Origin of the sequence: Salinicola socius, assembly GCF_001937195.1 — a bacterium.
GTDB lineage: Bacteria > Pseudomonadota > Gammaproteobacteria > Pseudomonadales > Halomonadaceae > Salinicola > Salinicola socius.
This window is the reverse complement of record NZ_MSDO01000011.1, coordinates 1-22,243: the sequence shown is the minus strand read 5'-3', so window position 1 is coordinate 22,243 and position 22,243 is coordinate 1. Positions and strand designations below refer to the sequence as shown.

At 62.9% G+C, this 22,243-nt stretch carries 18 protein-coding genes; 6 read left to right on the top strand and 12 right to left on the bottom strand.

Going from position 1 to position 22,243, the window contains the following annotated elements:
• The first annotated feature begins 84 nt into the window (after window positions 1–84).
• The 3 genes from BTW07_RS09225 (at window position 85) to BTW07_RS09215 (ending at window position 7,533) form a co-directional block, all read left to right on the top strand.
• Window positions 85–4,917, top strand: a complete 4,833-nt coding sequence (locus BTW07_RS09225) for an NAD-glutamate dehydrogenase (protein WP_075569892.1) — start codon at window positions 85–87, stop codon at window positions 4,915–4,917.
• A 201-nt stretch (window positions 4,918–5,118) separates the two neighbouring features.
• Window positions 5,119–6,234 (top strand): hypothetical protein, encoded by a 1,116-nt coding sequence (locus BTW07_RS09220; RefSeq protein ID WP_075569891.1) that lies wholly within the window; start codon window positions 5,119–5,121, stop codon window positions 6,232–6,234.
• Between the two features lie 270 nt (window positions 6,235–6,504).
• Window positions 6,505–7,533, top strand: a complete 1,029-nt coding sequence (locus BTW07_RS09215) for a quinone-dependent dihydroorotate dehydrogenase (RefSeq protein WP_075569890.1) — start codon at window positions 6,505–6,507, stop codon at window positions 7,531–7,533.
• Window positions 7,534–7,756: 223 nt separating this feature from the next.
• Here the strand turns inward: BTW07_RS09215 and rmf are convergent, their stop codons facing one another.
• Window positions 7,757–7,966, bottom strand: coding sequence for a ribosome modulation factor (rmf, locus tag BTW07_RS09210; RefSeq protein WP_075569889.1), 210 nt, complete (start codon window positions 7,964–7,966; stop codon window positions 7,757–7,759).
• Window positions 7,967–8,219: 253 nt separating this feature from the next.
• Between rmf and rlmKL the strand changes: the two genes are divergently transcribed.
• Window positions 8,220–10,412 (top strand): bifunctional 23S rRNA (guanine(2069)-N(7))-methyltransferase RlmK/23S rRNA (guanine(2445)-N(2))-methyltransferase RlmL, encoded by a 2,193-nt coding sequence (gene rlmKL, locus BTW07_RS09205; RefSeq protein WP_075569888.1) that lies wholly within the window; start codon window positions 8,220–8,222, stop codon window positions 10,410–10,412.
• Between the two features lie 237 nt (window positions 10,413–10,649).
• Here rlmKL and BTW07_RS09200 read toward each other — a convergent pair whose 3' ends face one another.
• Window positions 10,650–10,925 carry a WGR domain-containing protein gene (locus tag BTW07_RS09200; protein WP_075569887.1) on the bottom strand — a complete coding sequence of 92 codons (276 nt, stop codon included), beginning with the start codon at window positions 10,923–10,925 and terminating at the stop codon, window positions 10,650–10,652.
• Between the two features lie 243 nt (window positions 10,926–11,168).
• Here BTW07_RS09200 and pdxB point away from each other — a divergent pair, with 243 nt between their 5' ends.
• Window positions 11,169–12,320 (top strand): 4-phosphoerythronate dehydrogenase PdxB, encoded by a 1,152-nt coding sequence (pdxB, locus tag BTW07_RS09195; protein ID WP_075569886.1) that lies wholly within the window; start codon window positions 11,169–11,171, stop codon window positions 12,318–12,320.
• Between the two features lie 46 nt (window positions 12,321–12,366).
• Here the strand turns inward: pdxB and BTW07_RS09190 are convergent, their stop codons facing one another.
• The 9 genes from BTW07_RS09190 to ylqF all read right to left on the bottom strand — a co-directional run bounded on the left by BTW07_RS09190 (window position 12,367) and on the right by ylqF (window position 20,866).
• Window positions 12,367–13,122, bottom strand: coding sequence for a siderophore-interacting protein (locus BTW07_RS09190; protein WP_075569885.1), 756 nt, complete (start codon window positions 13,120–13,122; stop codon window positions 12,367–12,369).
• A gap of 12 nt (window positions 13,123–13,134) precedes the next feature.
• Complete coding sequence (locus tag BTW07_RS09185; RefSeq protein WP_075569884.1) at window positions 13,135–13,557, bottom strand: MarR family winged helix-turn-helix transcriptional regulator; 423 nt, start codon at window positions 13,555–13,557, stop codon at window positions 13,135–13,137.
• 125 nt (window positions 13,558–13,682) lie between these two features.
• Complete coding sequence (locus BTW07_RS09180; protein ID WP_075569883.1) at window positions 13,683–14,438, bottom strand: anti-sigma factor; 756 nt, start codon at window positions 14,436–14,438, stop codon at window positions 13,683–13,685.
• On the bottom strand, window positions 14,435–15,013 hold the full coding sequence (locus tag BTW07_RS09175) for a sigma-70 family RNA polymerase sigma factor (RefSeq protein WP_083941722.1): 579 nt from the start codon (window positions 15,011–15,013) through the stop codon (window positions 14,435–14,437). Before BTW07_RS09175 ends, BTW07_RS09180 begins: the two co-directional genes overlap by 4 nt.
• Before the next feature lie 180 nt (window positions 15,014–15,193).
• On the bottom strand, window positions 15,194–15,715 hold the full coding sequence (locus BTW07_RS09170) for a DUF3455 domain-containing protein (RefSeq protein WP_075569882.1): 522 nt from the start codon (window positions 15,713–15,715) through the stop codon (window positions 15,194–15,196).
• Between the two features lie 131 nt (window positions 15,716–15,846).
• On the bottom strand, window positions 15,847–17,109 hold the full coding sequence (codB, locus tag BTW07_RS09165; RefSeq protein ID WP_075569881.1) for a cytosine permease: 1,263 nt from the start codon (window positions 17,107–17,109) through the stop codon (window positions 15,847–15,849).
• Window positions 17,110–17,392: 283 nt separating this feature from the next.
• Window positions 17,393–18,295 (bottom strand): protease HtpX, encoded by a 903-nt coding sequence (gene htpX, locus BTW07_RS09160; RefSeq protein WP_075569880.1) that lies wholly within the window; start codon window positions 18,293–18,295, stop codon window positions 17,393–17,395.
• Between the two features lie 185 nt (window positions 18,296–18,480).
• The gene (locus BTW07_RS09155; RefSeq protein ID WP_075569879.1) at window positions 18,481–19,707 is read right to left on the bottom strand and encodes a pyridoxal phosphate-dependent aminotransferase; all 1,227 of its coding nucleotides are present in this window, start codon (window positions 19,705–19,707) and stop codon (window positions 18,481–18,483) included.
• A 214-nt stretch (window positions 19,708–19,921) separates the two neighbouring features.
• Window positions 19,922–20,866, bottom strand: coding sequence for a ribosome biogenesis GTPase YlqF (gene ylqF, locus BTW07_RS09150; RefSeq protein ID WP_075569878.1), 945 nt, complete (start codon window positions 20,864–20,866; stop codon window positions 19,922–19,924).
• 217 nt (window positions 20,867–21,083) lie between these two features.
• Here ylqF and uraH point away from each other — a divergent pair, with 217 nt between their 5' ends.
• A complete protein-coding gene (uraH, locus tag BTW07_RS09145; protein ID WP_075570011.1) occupies window positions 21,084–21,494 on the top strand; it encodes a hydroxyisourate hydrolase in 411 nt (136 codons plus the stop codon).
• A 151-nt stretch (window positions 21,495–21,645) separates the two neighbouring features.
• On the opposite strand, the gene msrB is transcribed toward uraH, so the two are convergent.
• Window positions 21,646–22,044: a peptide-methionine (R)-S-oxide reductase MsrB gene (msrB, locus tag BTW07_RS09140; protein ID WP_075569877.1), complete on the bottom strand. Its 399-nt coding sequence runs from the start codon at window positions 22,042–22,044 to the stop codon at window positions 21,646–21,648.
• Window positions 22,045–22,243 lie beyond the last annotated feature (199 nt).

The following is a 22,243-nucleotide window of genomic DNA, read 5'->3' as shown; positions in this document are numbered from 1 at the left end:
AGGGCGCCATGCGGCGCTGACGTAAGCTTCCAGCCTATTGAATGCGGCCGCCATGTTGACGGTCGATGCCAGCCGAGGTGATAGATGCAACACGTCGCGATCGAGGGAAAAACGGAATTTCTGGAACAGCTGCAGGAAAAGCTGTCCAAGCGACTCCCCGAAGATAAGGTCAAGCGGATCACGGCATTCGCCGAGGATCTCTATGCCACCGCGCCTTTCGAAGAGGCAGCGGACCGGCAGCTCGACGATATCTACGGCGCGACGCTGGCGGCTTGGCATTTCATGCGCACCTTCGATCCCGACGAAGCCAAGGTGCGTGTCTTCAATCCCAATTTCGAAACCCACGGCTGGCAATCGCCGCATACGGTGGTGGCGGTGCTGCATCGCGACATGCCGTTTCTGGTCGACTCGGTCCGCATGGAGCTGAATCGGCGCGGTCTGACCCTGCATGCGATCCACAACGCGGTGCTGGCGGTCGAACGTGATTCCCGTCACCACGCGGTGCGGATCACCGGCACCCGCGCCCCGCAGGCCCCCGAGGCCCGCGAGTCGATCATTCTGATCGAGGTGGATCGGCATACCGATAGCGAGACGCTCTCCGATCTCGAACAAGGGCTGCGCGACGTACTGCTCGACGTGCGTACCGCCGTCGCTGATTTCGACCCGATGTGCGATCAGGTTCGCGAGGTCATCGGCGAGCTGGAGAATCAGCCGGCGAACGCTATCTCCGAGGCGGATCAGCAGGAAACCGTCGCCTTTCTCAAGTGGCTGCTGGACGAACACTTCACGTTTCTCGGGTACGCCGAGAGCCGCTTCGTCGGCAGCGGCAAGAAGGCCCGCAAAGAGCGGGTCGACGGTAGCGAACTGGGGGTGCTGAAGCTCGACCAGCCGCGCTACCAGGAGCCGGTGCGATTCGAGCAGGACGAAGGTTCGGCGCTGCTGCACTTCGCCAAGAGCGCCTATCACGCTCGCGTCCATCGCCCGACCTACCCGGATTACATCGCCATCACCCGCCACGACAGCAAAGGCAAGGTGATCGGCGAGTGGCGCTTCTTCGGGCTGTTCACCTCGCTGGTCTACAACGAGTCGCCGCGCACCGTGCCGATCCTTCGCCGCAAGGTCCAGGCAGTGATCGATTCCGCGGGAGTCAATCCCAAAGGTCACAATGGCAAGCTGCTGTTGCAGGTGCTGGAAGTGCACCCGCGTGATGACCTGTTCCAGAGCTCCACCGAAGAGCTCAGCCGGACCGCGTTCGGTATTCTCAATATCCGCGAGCGTCGCCGGGTGCGACTGTTCATCCGCGAGGATCGTGCCGGGCAGTTCTATTCCTGTCTGGTTTTCGTGCCGCGTGACATCTTCTCGACGGACCTGCGTCTGCGTATTCAGAATCTGCTGTGCGAGGAGCTAGACGCGACCTTCGCCGATTTCAATCCGTACCTCTCCGAGTCGATTCTGGCACGGATCCAGTTCACGCTGAGATTCAACGGCGACAAGCCGGTCGCGTTCGACGCGCGTGCGCTGGAGAAGAAGGTGATCAACCTGGCCCGCAACTGGCGCGAGGAGCTCCACGGGGCGCTGATCGAGGCCCTGGGGGAGGAAGCGGGTAACCGCCGTGCCCAGGCCTTCCGCGACGCCTTCCCGGGTAGCTACCGGGACGATTTCTCGGCGCGAACCGCCGCCAATGACATTCGCCATCTCGAAGCGCTCGACGATGGCTCCCCGATCGGCGTCAGCCTCTACCATCTGGCCGAAAGCGCCGCCGACAGCGTCAATCTCAAGCTTTATCATCAAGATACGCCGATTCCGCTCTCCGACATGCTGCCGGTCCTCGAGAACCTGGGGCTGCGCGTCATCAGCGAGCGCCCCTATCGCATCGCAAGCGGCCAGCAGACCTACTGGATCCACGATTTCACCTTCGAGTATCACGGCGTGGGTGAGGTCGACCTGGGCGACATGCGCGACAATTTCATCGATGCCTTCACCAAGATCTGGGTGGGAGACGCGGAGAACGATACCTACAACCGGCTGATCATCGGCGCCGATCTGGACTGGCGTCAGGTCGCCGTGCTGCGGGCCTATGCACGTTACATGAAGCAGCTGCGCATCGGGCTTTCGCAGGCCTACATCGCCAATACGCTGGCGACCCATGCCGATATCACGCGGGGGCTGACGCGGCTGTTCACGCTGCGTTTCTCGCCCGAGACCCAGTTGCCCGAGACCCAGTCGCGCGAGGCGCAGTGCCAGAGCTGCATCGACGAGGTCAATGCGATGCTCGACCAGGTTGCCAGCCTCAACGACGACCTGCTGCTGCGTCGCTATGTCGATCTGATCCAGGCGACCGTGCGGACCAACTTCTTCCAGCCGCGTGAAGATGGCAGCGCCAAGGAGTACATCTCGTTCAAGCTCGAACCGAGCAGGGTGCCGGGCATGCCCAAGCCGCGGCCGATGTTCGAGGTCTTCGTCTATTCGCCGAGGATGGAAGGCGTGCATCTACGCGGTGGCAAGGTCGCGCGCGGCGGCCTGCGCTGGTCGGATCGCAACGAGGATTTCCGCACCGAGATTCTGGGTCTGATGAAAGCGCAGCAGGTCAAGAACTCGGTCATCGTTCCGGTCGGCGCCAAGGGTGGCTTCATCTGCAAGCGGATGCCGGAGAACGCCGACCGTGACGCCATTCAGGCCGAGGGGATCGAGTGCTATCGGATCCTGATTCGCGGTCTGCTGGACATCACCGACAATCTCGACGGGACGACCGTCGTGCCGCCGCGCACGGTCGTGCGTCACGATCCGGACGACCCCTATCTGGTCGTTGCCGCCGACAAGGGCACGGCCACGTTCTCCGATTACGCCAATGCGATCTCGATCGAGTATGACTTCTGGCTGCGCGATGCCTTTGCCTCCGGCGGCGCTCAGGGCTACGACCACAAGGGCATGGCGATCACGGCCCGTGGCGCCTGGGAGTCGGTCAAACGCCACTTCCGCGAGATGGGGCTGAATACCCAGAAGGACACCTTCAGCGTGCTGGGTATCGGTGACATGGCCGGTGATGTCTTCGGTAACGGCATGCTGCTGTCCGACAAGATTCAGCTGGTGGGAGCCTTCAACCACCGCCACATCTTCGTCGATCCCAAACCCGACGCCGCCAAGTCCTTCGCCGAGCGCAAGCGGCTGTTCGCCCAGCCGCGCTCGAGCTGGTCGGATTACGACGAGAAGACGATCTCCGAAGGCGGCGGTATCTTCTCCCGCGATGCCAAATCGATCCCTCTCTCGACGGCGATGAAGAAAGTCTTCGGGATCAAGGAGGACAAGCTCTCGCCCAACGACCTGATCAACGCGATGTTGAAGTCGAAGGTCGATCTGATCTGGAACGGGGGTATCGGTACCTACGTCAAGGCCTCCAGCGAAAGCCATGCGGATGTCGGCGACAAGGCCAACGATGGCCTGCGCATCGATGGACGCGAGCTCAACTGCCGCGTGATCGGCGAGGGCGGTAATCTGGGGCTGACCCAGCGCGGCCGCATGGAAGCGGCGGAAAGGGGCATTCGGGTCAACACCGACTTCATCGACAACGCCGGCGGGGTCAACTGCTCGGATCATGAGGTCAACATCAAGATTCTGCTGGACGGCATCGTTCAGCGCGGCGACATGACCGAAAAGCAGCGCAATCAGCTGCTGGTCGAGATGACCGAAGAGGTCGGCGAGCTGGTCGTGCGCGACAACTATCGTCAGACCCAGGCGCTGTCGCTCTCCGAATTGCAGTCGAAAGAGGGGCTCGGCCCGTACCGTCGGTTCATCAATGAACTCGAAGCGGCCGGCAGTCTCGATCGTGAACTCGAGTTCCTGCCCAGCGACGAACAGCTGATCGAACGCGGCAATGCCGATGGCGGTCTGACGCTGCCGGAGCTTAGCGTACTGATCTCCTATGCCAAGAGCACGCTCAAGAGCGATCTTATCGCGGCCGAGCTGCCGGCGGATTCGCAATTGCAGCAGCACGTTGCCAAGGCGTTCCCGGCGACGCTGGCGGAGCGCTATCCGGACGATCTGTATCAGCATCGTCTCAACCGGGAGATCGTGGCGACTCAGATTGCCAACGATCTGGTCGATCACATGGGCATCACCTTCGTGCGTCAGCTGCGCGATTCCACCGGTGCCTCGCGGGTCGAGATCGCCCAGGCGTACGTCATCGCCCGCGACAGCTTCGGTCTCAACCCGCTGTGGGAGCAGATCGAGGCCCTGGACTATCGTGTCGACAGCCAGACCCAGTACACCATGATGCTCGATCTGATGCGGTTGCTGCGCCGGGCGACGCGCTGGTTCCTGCGTCATCGGGGTTCGCTCGGCGTCAAGGAGTGCGTCGAACAGTACGCGCCGCAGCTGGCCCAGCTGCAGGAAGATATCGGCAACCGTCTCAGCGGCGACGAGCGGGAAGCCTGGAGTCAGCGCCGCGATGCGCTGATCGAGGCCAAGGTGCCGGAAGCGCTGGCGTCGATCGTTGCGGCGGCTTCCAGTCTCTACGCGGGGCTCGGCATCATTCAGGCCGCACGGACCAGTGGCGACAAGATCCAGCGGGTGGCCGAGACCTACTACGCTATCGGCCAGCGTCTGGAACTGCCACGCATGATGCAGCAGATCAACACGCTGGAAGTCCGCGATAGCTGGCAGGCGCAGGCGCGGGAGACGTTCCGCGACGATCTCGATCGTCAGCAGCTGGCACTGACGGTCAGGGTGTTGGGCATGTCGGACGCCCCGCGGGAAATCGAACCCCGAGTCGAGCACTGGCAGGAGCAGCATGCGCCGCTGTTCGACCGCTGGAATGCGTTGCTGGCGGAAATCGGAACGGGGGCGCAGATCAGTTTCCCGCTGGTTGCCGTCGCCATCCGTGAACTGGTCGACCTTGCCGAGAGTGACAGCGAGGGCTAAGGTGGCCTGCAGACCGGGCGGCAGCGATGTCGCCCATGTTGGATGGTGCCATTCGGCAACGCTAAGGGCTGCCGGGTGAGCACCGTCAGGTCATGCGTTTATTCAGCTCAGAGGGGTTCGCCGGCCAGCCTTTAAGGTGCTCCGGCGGGCGTCTCTGGTATGCTTTGGCTCCGATTCGGTCGCAGAGTGCAGAGAGGCCCCATGAAGTATCGCGTATTTACCACCTTATTCGTGGCGTTGAGTCTGGCCGGCGCCAGCAGTCAGGCTCTGGCTCAGAGCGAGGCATTGAAGGATGCCCAGGAAGCGGCCAGCAAGGTCGATCTGACCAAGTTCTTCAAGTCCAGTTCGGACGCGCGCAGCCGCAGCTTCTTCTTCGGTGGGCTCCACCAGCACCCATTCAGCGTCGACAAGGCGGGCCGGTATCAGTTCTCCAGTTCGACTCTGCCGGGCGAATCGGACGATTACAAGATCTCCGCCAAGCTCGTGGACGGCAATGGCAACGTACTGGCCAGCGGTTCGGGGTTGGGGAACACCGGTGGCCTCAAGATGACGGAAACGCTCGAGCCCGGCGATTACTCCCTGCAAGTCTCCGGACAGAAGTTCGGCACCACCAAGACCGGTGGCAACAGCTTCAATATCGACGTGGCGAGACTGGACGCCAGCGGCAACGTGGTTACCAGTGATGAAGGTGGCGTGGACAATGGCGGAGGCATCATGTTCGGTGGCCCCGGTCCCAGCGGCCGGACGACGGCGTTCGTCGACGAGGGCGATCAGGTCGCAACCTTGAGTGCACCGGGCCGTCAGGCTGCCAGCAGTGTTGCCGCAGGTGGCGGCACCGCGCCTCGGACCGGATCGGCAGGACAGGACGATGGAGACGCCACCTTCGGTACCACCAACACCGGGGCCGCTGCGACGCCGAGTTCGGGCGCCGAGGCCACTGCCGCAAGCGGCCACAGCGCCTCGGCCCGCGAGCAGCCGCAGATGCCGGACGCGTTCGACGAGATCGTGGCCGACATCATGATTCGCCAGCAAGGCGAGGTCCTGAGCTTCGATGTCGCCGAAGCGGGCACGGTGTCGATCGAGAGTTCGACCTTCCCCGGCAACGAGGGTACGTATCGCCTTCAGGCCAAGGTTCTCGACGCCAATGGCAGGACGGTGGCCAGTGACGAAGGCTCGCTCGCCAATGGCAATTTCGATATCGAGAGCGTGCTGCAGCCTGGTCGCTACCGCGTCTGGGTGAAGGGCCAGCGGTTCGGGTCGGCAATGAACGGCGCCAACAACTATACGCTTCGGGTTCAGCAACTCGACACGCAGTAAGTCCTGAAAAGACCGACAGGCCCGGCGCTTGAGCGCCGGGCCTGTCGGTCATGGCACCGGATTTTACCACTCGCTCTAACCGTTCCTTCGGCACCTTCGTCCCAGAGTATTCCGCTCAAGCGCTTCTGGCCTCGAAGCTTCTGGTCTCGAAGCTTTCGTCTCCAGGCCTCGACTTTCGGGTTCGAGCGCGCAGGGTTCGTTCCGAGGTACCAGGTTGGGATATACTCCCCCGCCGCGACAGACTTCTTTCGTTACCGACGAGATCCATTCATGTACGCCCTCGTTCGCTCGCTGCTGTTCCGGCTAGAGCCGGAAACCGCACACCGCCTGACCCTGACCGCGCTGGATACGGCACATCGTGCCCGACTTTCCGGCATGCTCGGCGATGCCTATGTGGCATCGACGTCCGTGGACCTGATGGGCTTGACCTTCCCCAATCGAGTGGGACTGGCGGCTGGTCTCGACAAGAACGCCGACCATCTGGACGCGCTGGGTGCTCTGGGCTTCGGTTTCGTCGAGGTCGGTACGGTAACCCCCAAGCCGCAGCAGGGGAACGCCAAGCCGCGCCTGTTCCGGTTGACCGGCCCCCAGGCGATCATCAACCGGATGGGATTCAACAACGCGGGTGTCGATCACCTGGTCGCCAACGTGCGCAAGAGCCGCTACAACGGCGTCATCGGCATCAACATTGGCAAGAACCTGACGACCCCGGTCGAGCGCGCGGTGGATGATTACGTGACCTGTCTGCGCAAGGCGCACGGTGCCGCGCACTACATCACGGTGAACATTTCCTCGCCCAACACGCCGGGGCTGCGCAATCTCCAGTTCGGTGATCATCTCGATGGCCTGCTGAGCGCGCTGAAGGCCGAGGTGTCCAAACTCGACGCCGAGCGCGGCCATCGTGTGCCGCTGGCGGTCAAGATCGCCCCGGACATGACGCACGACGAGATGGCGCTGGTCGCGAACACGCTTCAGGCGAACGATATCGACGGTGTCATCGCGACCAACACCACGGTGTCCCGCGAGCACGTGACCGGCATGCCCCACGCCCATGAAGCCGGAGGACTGTCGGGAGCGCCGCTGTTCGCGAGCTCGACGGCAGTGGTTCGAGAGCTGCGAAAATTGTTGCCGACGATGCCGATCATCGGCGCGGGCGGTATCGACAGCGGTGTTCGGGCGAGCGAGAAGTGCCAGGCGGGCGCCGACCTGGTGCAGCTCTATACCGGTTTCATCTATCGCGGACCGGAGCTGATTGGCGAGTGCGTGCGAGCGACGCAGCTCGATAGCGCCCAGGCTTGAGCATGCCGACAACGTCAGAGCGCCGGTGGTCGGTCAAGCGGCTTGACGAAGACGACCGCGACAGTCGCTGAAACCGGCGTCAGAGCCAGAGCAGTGATGGAAGAGCGGTGATAGATCGGAAATGAAGCCGGCCGCAGCCGTGTCCGGGCGTGGATTGTACTATGCGGGCATCACAAAAAGGCCCGCCGGTGGCGAGCCTTGAGGGTATTGAAATCAGCGCCAGCTACGTCATCACCGTCGGGTTCTTGTGGATGCCCGAAACGCCCGTCATTCCGGCCCATTGGTCGCCGCGACCTTCACGCCAACCGCTCATCCAGTTTTCGCGCAGATTCACGTCCTGGCTGGGGCATTCGTCGCGTGAGCGACCGACGATCCCTGCCTTGTAGCCGTGAAGAAAAGCCCGCTGGTTACGATCACGTTTCTGTCGTTTCATCGTGTAGTAGCCTCTTGTCAGAGCCAGTGCATCTTCTGAGGAAAACCACAGTCCATCGAGTGGCCCGGGGCCGAACTCGACGGACTGCCCGCAAAAAAGTCCGGACAGGCAAACCGCATGCGTTGTTTCGTAGCTACGTCTGATAGCTTTAGTCGAAATGAGAAACGATGTCGATAGGCGTTTCGTCATAAAACGGCTTCTTCACTGAACACACTGGAATATGACCGCTATATAACGGTCGGATGACGCTGCCATGAAAGATGATAACTCCCTGTTAAGCCTCTACATCACCTGCCCCTGGGGTATCGAATCCCTGCTGGCGGAAGAGATCGCCGATCTCGGGGGCGAGATACAAAAAACTACCGTCGCCGGACTGCATGCGACCACCGACCGCCAAGGGGCGTATCGGATCTGTCTCTGGTCACGTCTGGCCAATCGGGTGATCCTGACCCTGGGTCGGGAAACCGGTTGCGAGGAACCGGCGGCGATCGTGGCGATGGTCAAGGCAGTGCCCTGGGCCAGTATGCTGAAACCCGGACAGACACTCGCCGTGGACTTTCATGGCCACTCCGCAGCCATTCGGCATACGCGGTTCGGAGCCCAAGTGGTCAAGGATGGCGTGGTCGATGCGCTACGCGAGGCCGGATGGGAGCGACCCGCCATCGATCCCCGCGAGGCCGACGTGCGCCTGTATGCCCACCTCCACAAGGGCCAGCTGCTGGTCGGTATCGATCTGGTGGGGGCGAGCCTTCACCAGCGCGGCTATCGTCGCGATGCCGGCCACGCGCCGCTGAAGGAGAATCTGGCCGCGGCGCTGCTGGTGCGGGCGGACTGGCCGGCGAGAGCTCGCCGCGGCGAACCGCTGGTCGATCCGATGTGCGGTGCCGGTACGCTGTTGATCGAAGCGGCAATGATAGCGGCCGATGTGGCGCCGCAGCTGAACCGTGAGAGCTTTGCGTTCGAGACGCTGGCCGATGTCGACGCCGAGGGCTGGCAGGAGCTGCGTCGCGAAGCCCGAGCGCGTGCCGATCTCGGCCGGCGTCGCGCCAGGTCGCGGCTGTTCGGCTTGGACCAGAGCCCCCAGGCGATCGCTGCGGCCAGGAGCAACGCCATGCGGGCGGGCATTCCTGCCCTCATCACGCTGTCCGGCGGGTCGGTCAAAGCGCTCGAACGTCCGGCCGAGCTCGGCGAGGACGATGCCGAATCAACCGGCATGGTCATCACCAATCCGCCTTACGGCGAGCGGCTGGGGGAACTGCCCGAGCTGGTGGCGCTCTACAGCGATCTCGGCGAGCGCATGCGTCAGCAGTTTCCGGGCTGGCAACTGGCGCTGTTCACCGGTAATCCGGACCTGGGCCACCGTCTCGGCCTGCGCGCTCACAAACAGTACGCGTTCAAGAATGGCCCGCTGGACTGCAAGCTGCTGCTGATCGATATTGCCGTAAGGGCGGTCCCGGAAAGCGACGAAAAGCGATCGGCCGCTGGGCCGCGGGAGGCAACGCTGAGCGAAGGCGCGCAGATGTTCGCCAATCGGCTGCAGAAGAATCGCAAACGGTTGAACAAGTGGCTCAAGAAGTCCGGCGAGTCCTGCTATCGGCTCTATGACGCCGATATGCCGGAGTACGCGCTGGCCATCGATGTCTACGGTCATCAGGTTCACGTGCAGGAGTACGCGGCGCCGAAATCGATCGAGCCCAGCAAGGCGCAGCGTCGTCGGATGGATGCGTTGAGCGCGATTCCCGTCGCGCTGGACGTCCGTCCCGAGCAGATTCACTACAAGCAGCGTGAGCGCCAGAGCGGCAAGGCGCAGTATCGCAAGCAGGCCGACAGCGGCGACCGCTTCGTGGTCGACGAGGGAAATGCCAGGCTGTGGGTCAACCTCAAGGATTATCTCGACACGGGGCTGTTTCTGGATCACCGCCCGGTACGCCGTCTGCTGGCTGAAAGGGCCAGCGGCAAACGCTTCCTCAACCTGTTCTGCTACACCGGCACGGCGACGGTTCACGCCGCGCTGGGCGGGGCGAGCGACAGCGTCAGCGTGGATCTGTCGAATACCTACCTGGAATGGGCGCGGGACAATTTCACGCTCAACAAGCTCGATCCCAGCCGGCATCGGGTCGTGCGCGACGATTGCCTGCGCTGGCTGGAGACCGCGGGCAGCGAATTCGATCTGATCTTCATGGATCCGCCCACGTTCTCGAATTCCAAGCGGATGGAGGGCACGCTGGATATCCAGCGCGATCATGCTCGGCTGATCGCGCTGGCGATGGCGCGCCTGGCACCGGAAGGGGAACTGATCTTCTCCAACAACCAGCAGCGGTTCAGCCTGGACGCGGCGGTGGCGTCACGCTATCAGGTCGAAGAGATCACCGCGCAGACCTACGATCCGGATTTCACCCGGCGGGCCAATCTGCATCACTGCTTCCGCATTCGGCACCTTGGCTAGGCGCTCGAACGGACCCGTCAGAGCCCAGGTTCTGTCTGAAAAGTCGACGAGCGAAGGCAAGACCGGGGGCGTGGCCAAGGCGAAAATCGATGAAGACGGACCGGGCTGGCGTACCAGTTTACGCGGTGTCAATGAGCATGCGACTCGCTCCGCTCGCCCTTCGGACGTTCTGAACGTTGTTCAGTGAGCCGATTTTTAACGCCGTATGGGCGAGCGCAGGCAGTTTTCAGACAGTGCCTAGTCCAGCAGCGACAGCTGGGCCATGGCCTGCCGCCCCTCGGGGGTATCGTCCTCGGCGTCGAGCACCTTGCGGTAGCCACGCGCCGTCTGGATATGGGAGAGGTCGTCGATCCACATCATGGCCTGATCGTAGCTGTCGGCGACGGCATGCTTGAGGCCGCCATACTGGGTGCCGATCTGGCCCCAGGCGCGGCTGTAGATCCAGTCGCCAAACATGTCTTGGTGCAGATGGACCAGGACATAGTCATGTTCACTTTCCCAACGGACGATCACGCGGACTCCTGCTGCTTGTTGCTCTTCGCTTGTTCATCGCGAATGGCCGGCCTAATATGGCTGCGCCGAGCGTCGCGATTCCGCGACCCCGCGTCGCACCCGACGTCAGGCGCCATTGTAAAGCAAGCCCCGCAGAAATCGACGCCGGTGTCGACGCTTGAGTTCGACATCGGGGCTCACCGAGCCGGCTCGAGGCTGGGCTGAACGACATAAGTCGGCGTTGAACGAGACAAGAGGGTAGTCATGCGCATCCTGGTGGATGAGAACATTCCGCTGGCAGAAGAATTCTTTGGTGAGCTGGGGGAGGTCACCCGCCAGCCCGGTCGCGAGATGACAGCGGCCAGTCTCCGTGGACACGATATCCTGGTGGTCAGGTCGATCACTCCGGTGAATGCCGCACTGCTTGAGGGTGCCGACAAGCTGAAGTTCGTCGGCACCTGCACCATCGGCACCGATCATATCGATACGGGCCTTCTGACCGAACGTGGCATCGGCTTCGCCAGCGCGCCGGGCAGCAATGCCGAATCCGTGGTCGACTACGTGCTCTCCAGTCTGCTGCTGCTGTCCGAAGAAGACGGCTTTTCCTTGTCCGGCAAGACGGTGGGTATCGTGGGCGCCGGTAACGTCGGCGGACGCCTGGCGACGCGTCTCGACAATCTGGACGTCGACTGCCTGATCTGCGACCCGCCGCGCGCCGAGGCCGAGAACCGCGAAGATTTTCTCGATCTGGACACGTTGATCGACCGTGCCGACATCATCTGCCTGCACACGCCACTGGTGGCCGATGGCGAACACGCCACTCATCATCTGATGAATCGTCAACGTATCGATGCGCTCAAGCCGGGTACGGTGTTGATCAATGCCGGCCGCGGAGACTGTCTCGATGGCGATACATTGCGCGAGCGGCTGGAACGTCAGGCCGATCTGCGTACGGTACTCGATGTCTGGGAACATGAGCCGGGCGTCGACGAGGCGCTGTTCGAGCTGGTCGATATCGGCACGCCGCATATCGCGGGCTACAGTGTCGACGGCAAGATGCTGGGCACCGAAATGATCTACCAGGCGGCCATGCGTCATTTCGGGTTGCCGGCGCGCAAGAAGCTCGGTCAGCTCAAGCCCGACCCATGGTTGCGCAAGATCGTGCTGCACAGCTGGACACCGCCGCTGGAAGCGCTGTCGCTATGTGCCCGCGCCTGCTATGACGTTCGCCGCGACATGCTGGCGTTCGATCGCTACCGGCGGCGTCTGGGAATGGCGGCGGGCTTCGATGCCTATCGTCGCGAGTACCCGTCACGGCGGGAGTTTCAGACGCTGCGGGTCGAGCTGAAAAAGAACAAGGGCGGTCTTCGCGACGCCATGGAAGGGTTCGGCTTCAGCGTCAAGCTGGGCAAATAGCCCAGTCTTGCCCCGCCAGAGAGCGCCCGTGCCGACATCCTCGGGGCTAGGCGCTCTCGATTTCCTCTCTTTCCGCGTCCTCGCGCTTGACGGTGCGATGCCCATCCTCGCTGCTGCCCAGTTTCCAGTAGCTCGAAATGTACATGTCCCGCTTGCCGACGCCGCGCTCATCGATCAGATGACGACGCAGCTTGCGCATGGCCGAAAACTCGCAGGCGACCCAGATGCCCGGCGTGCCCGGGATCCAATCGAACTCGCGCAGCGCCGTGACCAGACGATCGCTGTCACTGCCGGGATGCGGATTGATCAACCAGTTGATCCGCATGCCCGCGGGCAGGTCGAACCATTGAATGTCCGCTTCGCTGGTCACTTCGATGATGGCGTAGCCGCTGGCGTCTGGAGGCAGCCGTTCCAGGTTGGCACCGATCGCCGGTAGCGAGGTCATGTCGCCTGCCAGCAGATACCAGTCGGCTGCTGCCGGCAGGCGCTTGACCGGTCCCGGGCCGCCGATCAGAATCGTGTCGCCCGGTTGTGCCGATGCGGCCCAGGTCGCGGCGGGGCCACCATCTTCGTGCAGCACGACGTCGATATCGATGCTGTCTTCGCGCTGATGGCGGACCGTGTAGGTGCGCAGCGTGTCGCGCGCGTCGTTATCGGTCGGAATGATCAGCTTGACGTAGGCGCTTTCCTGGTCGGCTGGAAACTCGGCCATGCCCTCGCCGCCGAACGTCAGTCGCAACATATGGGGCGTGACGAGTCGTCGGTTCAGCACGGTATAGGGTCTGGGTGCGGGTTTTGGCATTGAAACTCCCGATCAATTCAGGTTGGAAATCATCAACCTCGACAGGCGCAGGAAGGCTTCGAGATCGGCCTGGGTCATGCCGCGCGACAGCTGCGCGTGGGCCTGGCGTTCGCAGGTATCGACCTGCTTCATCACGGCTTGGCCATGGGCAGTCAGCGACAGAATCAGGCTGCGCCGGTCATCCGGATGCGGCGATTTGGCGATAATGCCCGCGTCGAGCAGATCGCGAAGTAGCCGAGTGATCTGGGCCTTGTCGCGCTGGGTCCGATGCGCGATATGCTGCGCGGTGCAGGGCATCTGGCTACGAATCGCCTTGAGCGTGCGAATGTGCGAGACGGTGAGGTCCAGCTCGGCTTCGGCATATGCCTGGCGCAGCGCGCGCTTGTAGGCATGCATGAGCTGATGCAGGGGCTCGCCGACCGTCATGCCTGGCATGTGGCTGCCTTTTCGGTTGATAGTGTCAACCAATTAGGCGCGCGAAGGACGTTATTGTCAACCATTCTCATCAAGTGTCGGAAGGTGTCCTGCAGCGGCCCACGCCGCTGCAGAGTTGCGATGCGCTACAGTTCGACGGCACGACCGATGAACTGAATCGGGCCGGTAGGGCGATCGAGCGGGGAGCCCGTGGCGTCCTCCAGCGTCAACTCGAACAGCTGGTTGTCTTCCAGCGGTGGCAGGTTCTTCAGCGAAAGCTGCTGGGACTCTCCGGGTTGAACGAGACCCAGCGAGACCGGCCCGCTCCAGTCGTCGGCCTTGGTCCAGAATTCCAGCGCCTTGCCCGGTGGCACCTCGAAAGTACCGACCGGGATCAGACTGAGCTGCTGCGATGAGCTCGCCTCGACTACCCAGCCGGCTTGGGTGTGCTGGGGTGTCATCAATACCACCAGATAACGGGACGACGGCGCAGATGACGGAGCCAAGGCCAGCATGGCAGCGAGGCCAGCGACCGCCAGCACGCTGGCGAAACTCACGCCTCGCCACACCGTGACGCTGTCCCACAGCCGTTCCCAGAGCGTGTTCCTGGATGGCGATCGATCCGCCGGGAGCGTCGAAACCGGCCCATCCTGGTGGTCGAGGCTTCGCTCGATGCGCTGCCATAGATGAGGCGTCGGCTCTACCGGCTCGGCCAACGCCGTGTAAGGCTGCAATCGCGATTCCCAGCTCCAGACAGCGGTTCGAAGCGCCGCGTCATGGGCTAGACGATGTTCGACCGCGTCGCGCCGTTCGGCGCTCAGCGTACCCAGAACGTATTCGCCCGCCAAGTCGTCGGTCTCGTCCGGTCCGAGAGGAGACAGTGGCTCGAGATGGTCGGTCATGACAGGCACTCACGCAGCGCCGCCAGGCTTCGCTTGATCCAGGCCTTGACGGTCCCCAGGGGACGATCCAGGCGCGCGGCGATCTCCTGATGGCTGAAGCCGTCGACATAGGCGTGGAACAGGCAGTTGCGTCGCTCCGGCGCCAGTTGCCCGAGACAGCGATCCAGCTCTCCATGGCCGAGCCAGTCGAAATGATCCTGGGTATCCGTAGCCGCCTCCTGTGATCGCTCGGCATCGAGCCTTTCGGCCGTATCGTCATCGACGGTCACTTCCCGATGACGGGTTCTGACATGATTGAGTGCCAAGTGACGCGTGACGCTGAATATCCATGTCTTGCCCGAGCCGCGTTGGGCATCGAACGTATGGGCCTTGTTCCAGATGCTCACGAAAGCGTCGTGGATGATGTCTTCGGCGATGCCGCGATCGCCGACGATACGGATCACCACGCCCAGCATGCGGGATCCCTCCTGCGCGTAGAGCCGCTGAAGCGCGTGGCGGTCCCCTTTGGCACAGGCTTCGAGCAGAACGCCATGATCGGACGTCGACTGATTGAGCGCTGCTGTGTCGTCTGTCACACGCACTTTCCTTGAAGCGCACCCCGGTCGGGGCTGATGAGTCTCATACTACGCAACACGGACTCGTCATGGCGAGCCCGTGTTGGCCTGTGGATGAGCGTGGAGTCATCCACTGCGTTGGCAGATCAGCCAGCATTGTCGATCAGTCGGCATTGTCGGTCAGCTGGCATTGTCTGCCGATCAGCTGGCTTTCCAGAACAGATAGTCAGCCTGATACTCGACCACTTCCTCGGCGCCTTCGTTGTCGGCGCTGCAGGCCATGTCCGGAGCCACGCCGCCCTGAGTGTTCAGGCGCTGGACGTAGCTGACGCCGGTCATGTGTCCTTCACCCTCTGCCGGGTTGGCTTCGACCAGCTGGAAGGGGATGTTGCCCTCGCCACCTGGCGCGGTAGCCAGCTGAGTACCGGTGATCTTGGAGCCGTCGCTGGATTCCCAGGTGGCCGGCGGGCCGTAGTAGCTGCCGACCTGATTGCCGTCCGCGTCGTTGAGCTTGGCATCCGGTCCCTTGAACACCCATTCGTGCGCGCCATCCTTGATCTCGCAGGCGTAGGTGATCTCGCCGACGCCTACCGTTTCCATGGCGACCTTGTTGCCGTCCGGTACCTGTACGTCTGCCGGTACTCCATCCGCATTTGCCACGAGGCTGAAGGAACCCAGCAGGGCGGCGGTCAGGGTAACGCTGGCTAGCTGTCGAGTTTTCATTGGCGTCTCTCCAAGCGTGAATAGGGCAGAACTTCATGTCCTGCACCGGGGATACACGCGGGCCAGAGATATGGATGCAGACGATCTCGATGCCGCTGAACGGGCCTGGGCCTGGGCCTCGCTGGAGCGGATTATAGTACCGGCTTCATGGATCGTTGGCCCAGACAGCGACAGCACAGGGGGTAGAGCGCCAGCGCCAGCGCGATGCCGACCAGCGGGGGCACCCATGGAGAGAACCAGGCGCCCAGGGTTGCCAACGCATAGGCGCCGAGCCCGGGAAGATGAAACGCCGGCAACCTGGCAGCGTCGAGTCTGGGATAGTGGCCGCGACGCAGGAAGACGTAGTCGGCAATGATTATGCCCCCCAGCGGCGGGATGCAGGTGCCCAGCGCGATCAGAAAGGGCACCAGCAGCGTATCCATCCCGGCCAGCGCCAGCAGCGTGCCGATCGCCGCGCCGCCAAGCGTCACCCAGCCACGCTGGCGCGTTCGCAGCAGGTTGCAGCCGGCGGCGGCGAAGTTGTAGATGGTGTTGTCCTGAGTGGTCCACAGGTTGAGGAACAGCATGGCCAGCCCGACGACGCTCAAGCCTTGCAGGATCAGTACCTCGACCACATCCGGTTGCTGGTAGACAAACGCTCCCACGGCGCCGATCAAGACCATCAGGCCATTACCGATGAAAAACGCCAACAGGGTCGCCGTGATCGCCTGACGCGGGGTGCGTGCGAAACGGCTCCAGTTGCTGGCCTGCGTCGCGCCGGATACGAAGGTGCCGAAGATGATGGTGATACCGGCTGCCCAGCCCAGCTCGGCACTGGGGGCGTTGGCGGCCAGTCCGGTCCAGCCGCCGCCATCGCGCCAGGCGATGATCATGCTGATGGCAATCAGCAGCGCCATCGCCGGTACCGCCACGTTGGAGAGCAGAGCCAGGCCGCGGTAGCCGATGAAGGCCGTGAGACAGAAACCGAAGCCGAACACCACCATCAGCGGAGTCGCCCAGTCTGGTGCGAGTCCCAGCGTCGAGACCAGCACGTTGGCGATGGTGGCCACGCCCCAGGCGTACCAGCCGACCTGGGTGATGCCCAGCAGCAGATCGGATAGCGCGCTGCCGCGCTCGCCCAGCGCGAATCGCGACATCAGCGCTGTGCTGAGACCGGAGCGCGCGGCAATGCCGGCGATCGCCGCGGCATAGATGCCCAGCAGCAGATTGCCCACCACGATCAACGCCAGCAGCTCTCCCAGCGGAAACGCCGCACCGAGCTGGCCGCCGGCGAACATGGTCGCGGTGAAGAAGGTGAAGCCCAGCAACAGCAAGGTCAGCGATGCGAAGGGTTTGCGCGCATCGTCAGGCACTTCGCTCAGGGGGTAGTCATTGTCGGCTTGGGGTAGGGGCATGGTTCGATCCTCGCTATGGCAGTCGGCACTGACCAAGCAAGCTGTATGCCGCGGCGCTGAAAAGGGTTATCCATCCGCGTCCTCCACCGGTCGACGGCCCGGCCTGGGTGCCAGGTCTGCACATCTTTGGCGCAGAGCGTGCCGAATCGAGTCGTCGACTTGCCGAAAGGGGGCAGCGCGAGGTAACACTGGCCGGATAGGGGGCGGGGTAGGCCAACGCCCCGCACAGGGCGGGGCGTTGGGAGGGGGCCTGTAGCGTCTCGGGCATCGTCCCGAATGGACGTCAATCCCGGTAGGCGGACTCCTTCAGCGCGCGGATGCGCTCGTCCAGCGGCGGATGGCTGGCAAACAGTTTTTCCATGATCTTGCGCGTTTGCCCGGTAGTGATGGCGAACGCCGTCAGCGAGTCGGGCATCTGGTCCGGCTGGCCGGTTTCGGCTTTCAGTCGGGCCAGTGCATTGATCATGGCGCCGCTACCGGCGTATTTGGCACCGGCGGCATCGGCGCGATACTCGCGGAAGCGGGAGAACCACGCCACGATGATCGACGCCACCAGTCCGAACACGATCTCGGCGACGATCACCACCACGAAATAGCCCATGAAGCCGAGGCCGCCGCCGTTGTCGCGACCGCGCAGAAAACTGTCGACGACCTGGGCCACCACCCGCGCGAAGAACATCACGAAAGTGTTGAGCACGCCCTGGATCAGCGCCAGCGTAACCATGTCGCCGTTGGCGACGTGGCCGATCTCGTGGGCCAGCACCGCACGAATTTCCTCGGGACGCATGCGCTCGAGCAGTCCCTGCGAAACCGCCACCAGCGCGTCGTTCTTGTTCCAGCCGGTGGCAAAGGCGTTGGACTGCTGGGCTGGAAAGATCGCGACTTCCGGCATCTGAATGTTGGCCTGCTGTGCCAGCTCGCGGACGGTGTCGAGCAGCCACTGCTCGGTCGAATTTCCCGGCTGCTCGATCACCTTGGCTTTGGTGCTCATTTTCGCCATCCATTTGGAGATGAACAGCGAGATCAGGGAACCGGCCATGCCGAACACGAAGCAGAAGATCAGCAGGCTGTTCATGTTCAGCCCGTTGGCATTGAGATAGGGCTCGACGCCCAGTAATCGCAACGTGATGCTGGCGACGAGCACCACCGCCAGGTTGGTCGCCAGAAACAGGATGATTCGCATCATCGGTCTTTACCCTCGGTCGTGGAAAGGTGCTGCCGACGCTTTGCGCGCCGGTTGATTGGTCTGTTATTCGTTATCGCCCGGTAATCAGGCGGTTATGAACCGTTAGATACGGCTTTCGCGAATAGGTTTCAAGAGGGAGATTTCAGGAGGGCGGTCGGCCGCGCGATGACGCGCGGCCTTTTCAATCATTGGCGGTAGCGTGACAGAAAGCGCGCGAAACGATCGATGGCATCACCCAACTGGTCTGCCCACGGCAGTGTCACGATGCGCACGTGATCCGGGGTCGGCCAGTTGAAGGCCGTGCCCTGGACCAGCAGGATGCGTTCCTGCAGCAGCAGGTCGAGCACCATCTGGGCGTCATCGTGAATCGGGTAGACCTCCGGGTCGAGCCGTGGGAATGCATAGAGCGCCCCCCTGGGCTTGACGCAGGAGACGCCCGGAATGGCGTTGAGCTTTTCATAGACCACATCGCGCTGTGCCAACAGACGACCGCCGGGCAGGATCAGATCGTTGATCGACTGATAGCCACCCAATCCGGTCTGGATCGCGTGCTGCGCCGGCACGTTGGCACACAGGCGCATCGAGGCCAGCATGTTGAGGCCCTGGATGAAATCCTCGGCGTTCTGCTTGCCCTGGCCGCCGGAGAGAATCATCCAGCCCGAGCGGAAGCCGGCACAGCGATAGCTCTTGGAGAGACCGTTCATGGTCACGACCAGCTGGTCGTCCGCTGCCAGGGCGCCGGTGGAGACGTGCTCGACGCCGTCATAGAGAATCTTGTCGTAGATCTCATCGGAGAACACCACCAGGCCGTGCTGGCGAGCGACTGCGAGGATCTCCTTGACCACCGCCGGTGGATAGACCGCTCCGGTCGGATTGTTGGGGTTGATCAGCACGATCGCGCGAGTACGCGTGGTGATCTTGTCGCGGATATCGGCAAGGTCCGGTGACCAGTCGGCGGCCTCGTCGCAAAGATAGTGAACGGGATGACCTCCGGACAGGTTTGCCGCCGCCGTCCACAGTGGATAGTCCGGTGCCGGAATCAGAACTTCGTCGCCGTCGTTCAGCAGCGCCTGCATCGCCATCACGATCAGCTCGGAAACCCCGTTGCCGATGAACACGTCCTCGACGCCGACGCCGGGGATGCCCTTGCGCTGGCACTCCTGCATGATCGCCTTGCGCGCCGAATAGAGCCCCTTGGAGTCGCAATAGCCCTGCGCCGTCGGCAGATTGCGCATCACGTCCTGAAGAATCTCTTCCGGCGCTTCGAAACCGAAGGGTGCCGGATTGCCGATATTCAGCTTGAGAATGCGATGACCTTCGTCCTCGAGCCGTTTGGCGTGATCGAGAACGGGGCCACGGATGTCGTAGCAGACATTGTCGAGCTTATGCGATTTCCGAATGGGGCCGTTCATGGGGCTTCCGTAAGCTGCACAGCCTAAAGAGTCAGGCGGATGAGTAGGATCAAGAGTCGGTGGCGCACGGCGTGAAACGCAAGGCGCCGCTGGCGAACACGCTGAGTCAGTTCTGCTCGGCGGGCTGCGTCGCCGATATCTCAGCATAACGCCGCGCAGGCGCGGCGCAAGGGGCAGAAAAGACACAATTTTCAGGTCATCTGTATGGCGAGAATCAGCTTTCGGATTCGTCGGCTGCTGCCTCGATGGGCTCGGGAATGTCCTCGGGGAGTTCCAGCGTCAGCCGACCCAGCTTGCCATCGCGGAGTTCGTGCAGCAGGACTTCCGCCCCGCGATGAAGATTGATCACCCCGCCGGCCTTCAGTCCGCCACGCTTGCGCGCGATCTCGTTCATGATCGCGTGACCGTCGAAACCGGCCCTGGCCTGGAAATCGACCAGCTTGGGCCCATCGGCGTCCACCGCATCGGCCTCGGAAGGCGCCACGTAGACGGGGAGTTCGGCGAGTTTGTAACGCTCGCGCAGGCCTTGTGGATAGCGTTTGGCCAGCTCGGCGGCACAGACGATGGCGACATCGACGTACTCGATCGCGGTATCGCGGATCGCGCCGCTGGCGGCGAGCCGATAGGCGCTGACCTGATTCTCGATCTTCGGCCACAGCACGCCTGGCGTGTCGATCAAGGAGACCCGGCCGTCGATCCGAATCTTCTGCTGGCGCTTGGTGACCGCCGGCTCGTTGCCGGTCTTGGCAATCTTGCGCCCGGCCAGCCCGTTGATCAGGGTCGATTTTCCCACGTTGGGGATGCCCATCACCATCACGCGCACGTCGCGGTCGGCACGTACCTGGCCGGCCAGTTCGTGGCATAGCGCGGGAATCTGCTTGAGCTCGCGAGCCTGAGTCGTGGTGACGGCGATCGCGCGGCTATTGGGCTGGGCGTCGAAAAATTCGATCCACTGTTGCGTGGCTTCGGGATCGGCCAGGTCGGCGCGGGACAGGATCTTCAGTACCGGCTTGTGCTCGGTGAGCTCCGCCAGCATCGGGTTGCCACTGGAGTAGGGCAGGCGGGCGTCGAGGACCTCGATCACCACGTCGATTTCCGGCAGCGCCTCGGTGATCTGGCGCCGCGCCTTGTTCATGTGTCCGGGATACCAGCCGAGCATGAGGTTCTCCTGCCTGTTCTTCGAATCGAATCGTGCCGCGCCCAACGGCAAGCGGGCGGACATTCTAGCAGAATGCGGCACCCGACGGCTGCAGCTGGGGCGCGTCGGCGTCCGTGGCGGGCGCGATCGTCAGCCGGCGATGGCATTTCTTTGCATCCACTCGTCGACGGGCTGCGTAGGGGAGTCTGATCATCAACAGCAGGGAAAGGAGCCCCGCATGAAACCACTCGCATCAATCGCCGCCGGTCTGCTGCTCGCCAGCGTCGCGAGCGTCTCACTGGCCGCCGGCAACCCGATCAGCGTCCACGTCCTCAACACCCAGACCGGCAAGCCCTCGGCGGGGGTGGCGGTGAAGCTGGAGCATCGGGCCGACGGCCAGTGGGAGACCATCGCCACCGGGACAACCTCCGAGGATGGGCGGATCTCGGCGCTCTATCCCGAGAGCGAGACGTTCGAGTCCGGTGTCTACCGCGCCGTCTTCGAGACCGGCGACTGGTACCGCGCCCGTGGCAGCGCAACCTTCTTCCCTGAGATCACCGTGCCTTTCGAGGTCGCCGATACCCAGCAGCACTACCATATTCCGCTGCTGCTGAGTCCCTACGCCTACTCCACCTATCGCGGCAGCTGAGTACGGCCCGACGGGCGGCGACGGTCGCCACGACAGCGCCCCGATCCAGATCGGGGCGCTGTCGTCCTGGTGCTATCGTCTGGGTGCTATCGTCTGGGTGCTAGCAGGGAGCTACGTGCCGCAGGATGGGCCGAACGGCCCACGGGCGCGCTCACTCGCCAGCGTGGAAGGTGATCGCCACGGAGTTGATGCAGTACCGCTGACCAGTGGTGTCCGCCGGGCCATCCGGGAATACATGACCAAGGTGCGCGTCACAACGGCGGCAGGTCACCTCGATCCGGCGCATGCCGTGGCTATCGTCCTGATGCTCTTCGACCGAGGCCGCCGCCAGGGGCCGATCGAAACTCGGCCAGCCGCAGTGGGCCTCGAACTTGTGCTCGTTCTCGAACAGCGGGGCGCCGCAGCAGATGCAGTGGTAGATACCCTGGACCGGCTCGACCTGATAGTCGCCGGTGAACGGGCGCTCGGTGCCTTTCTCGCGGGTCACGTGGTACTGCTCGGGGGTCAGCTTCTCGCGCCATTCGGCTTCAGTCTTCTCCACCTTGCTCATGTTCGGTCTCCTCATCATCACGTTGACACTATTCGTTGCAGCTCATGCCTTGCATTACAGGCCATTTGTCGGGCACTGACCAGCCTTGATTGGGTCGAGGTGAAAATCGGTGAAATCAACCGCTTGACACCTTTAGGTCGCCTCAGTAACATACGCGCCACTTCGACGGAGCCGAGACATTACGTCCCATTCGTCTAGT

Coding starts and splice junctions, on each gene's coding strand:
- BTW07_RS09225 (WP_075569892.1), top strand. CDS start 85: ATGCAACACGTCGCGATCGAGGGAAAAACGGAATTTCTGGAACAGCTG.
- BTW07_RS09220 (WP_075569891.1), top strand. CDS start 5,119: ATGAAGTATCGCGTATTTACCACCTTATTCGTGGCGTTGAGTCTGGCC.
- BTW07_RS09215 (WP_075569890.1), top strand. CDS start 6,505: ATGTACGCCCTCGTTCGCTCGCTGCTGTTCCGGCTAGAGCCGGAAACC.
- rmf (WP_075569889.1), bottom strand. CDS start 7,966: ATGAAACGACAGAAACGTGATCGTAACCAGCGGGCTTTTCTTCACGGC.
- rlmKL (WP_075569888.1), top strand. CDS start 8,220: ATGAAAGATGATAACTCCCTGTTAAGCCTCTACATCACCTGCCCCTGG.
- pdxB (WP_075569886.1), top strand. CDS start 11,169: ATGCGCATCCTGGTGGATGAGAACATTCCGCTGGCAGAAGAATTCTTT.
- BTW07_RS09190 (WP_075569885.1), bottom strand. CDS start 13,122: ATGCCAAAACCCGCACCCAGACCCTATACCGTGCTGAACCGACGACTC.
- BTW07_RS09185 (WP_075569884.1), bottom strand. CDS start 13,557: ATGCCAGGCATGACGGTCGGCGAGCCCCTGCATCAGCTCATGCATGCC.
- BTW07_RS09180 (WP_075569883.1), bottom strand. CDS start 14,438: ATGACCGACCATCTCGAGCCACTGTCTCCTCTCGGACCGGACGAGACC.
- BTW07_RS09170 (WP_075569882.1), bottom strand. CDS start 15,715: ATGAAAACTCGACAGCTAGCCAGCGTTACCCTGACCGCCGCCCTGCTG.
- codB (WP_075569881.1), bottom strand. CDS start 17,109: ATGCCCCTACCCCAAGCCGACAATGACTACCCCCTGAGCGAAGTGCCT.
- htpX (WP_075569880.1), bottom strand. CDS start 18,295: ATGATGCGAATCATCCTGTTTCTGGCGACCAACCTGGCGGTGGTGCTC.
- BTW07_RS09155 (WP_075569879.1), bottom strand. CDS start 19,707: ATGAACGGCCCCATTCGGAAATCGCATAAGCTCGACAATGTCTGCTAC.
- ylqF (WP_075569878.1), bottom strand. CDS start 20,866: ATGCTCGGCTGGTATCCCGGACACATGAACAAGGCGCGGCGCCAGATC.
- uraH (WP_075570011.1), top strand. CDS start 21,084: ATGAAACCACTCGCATCAATCGCCGCCGGTCTGCTGCTCGCCAGCGTC.
- msrB (WP_075569877.1), bottom strand. CDS start 22,044: ATGAGCAAGGTGGAGAAGACTGAAGCCGAATGGCGCGAGAAGCTGACC.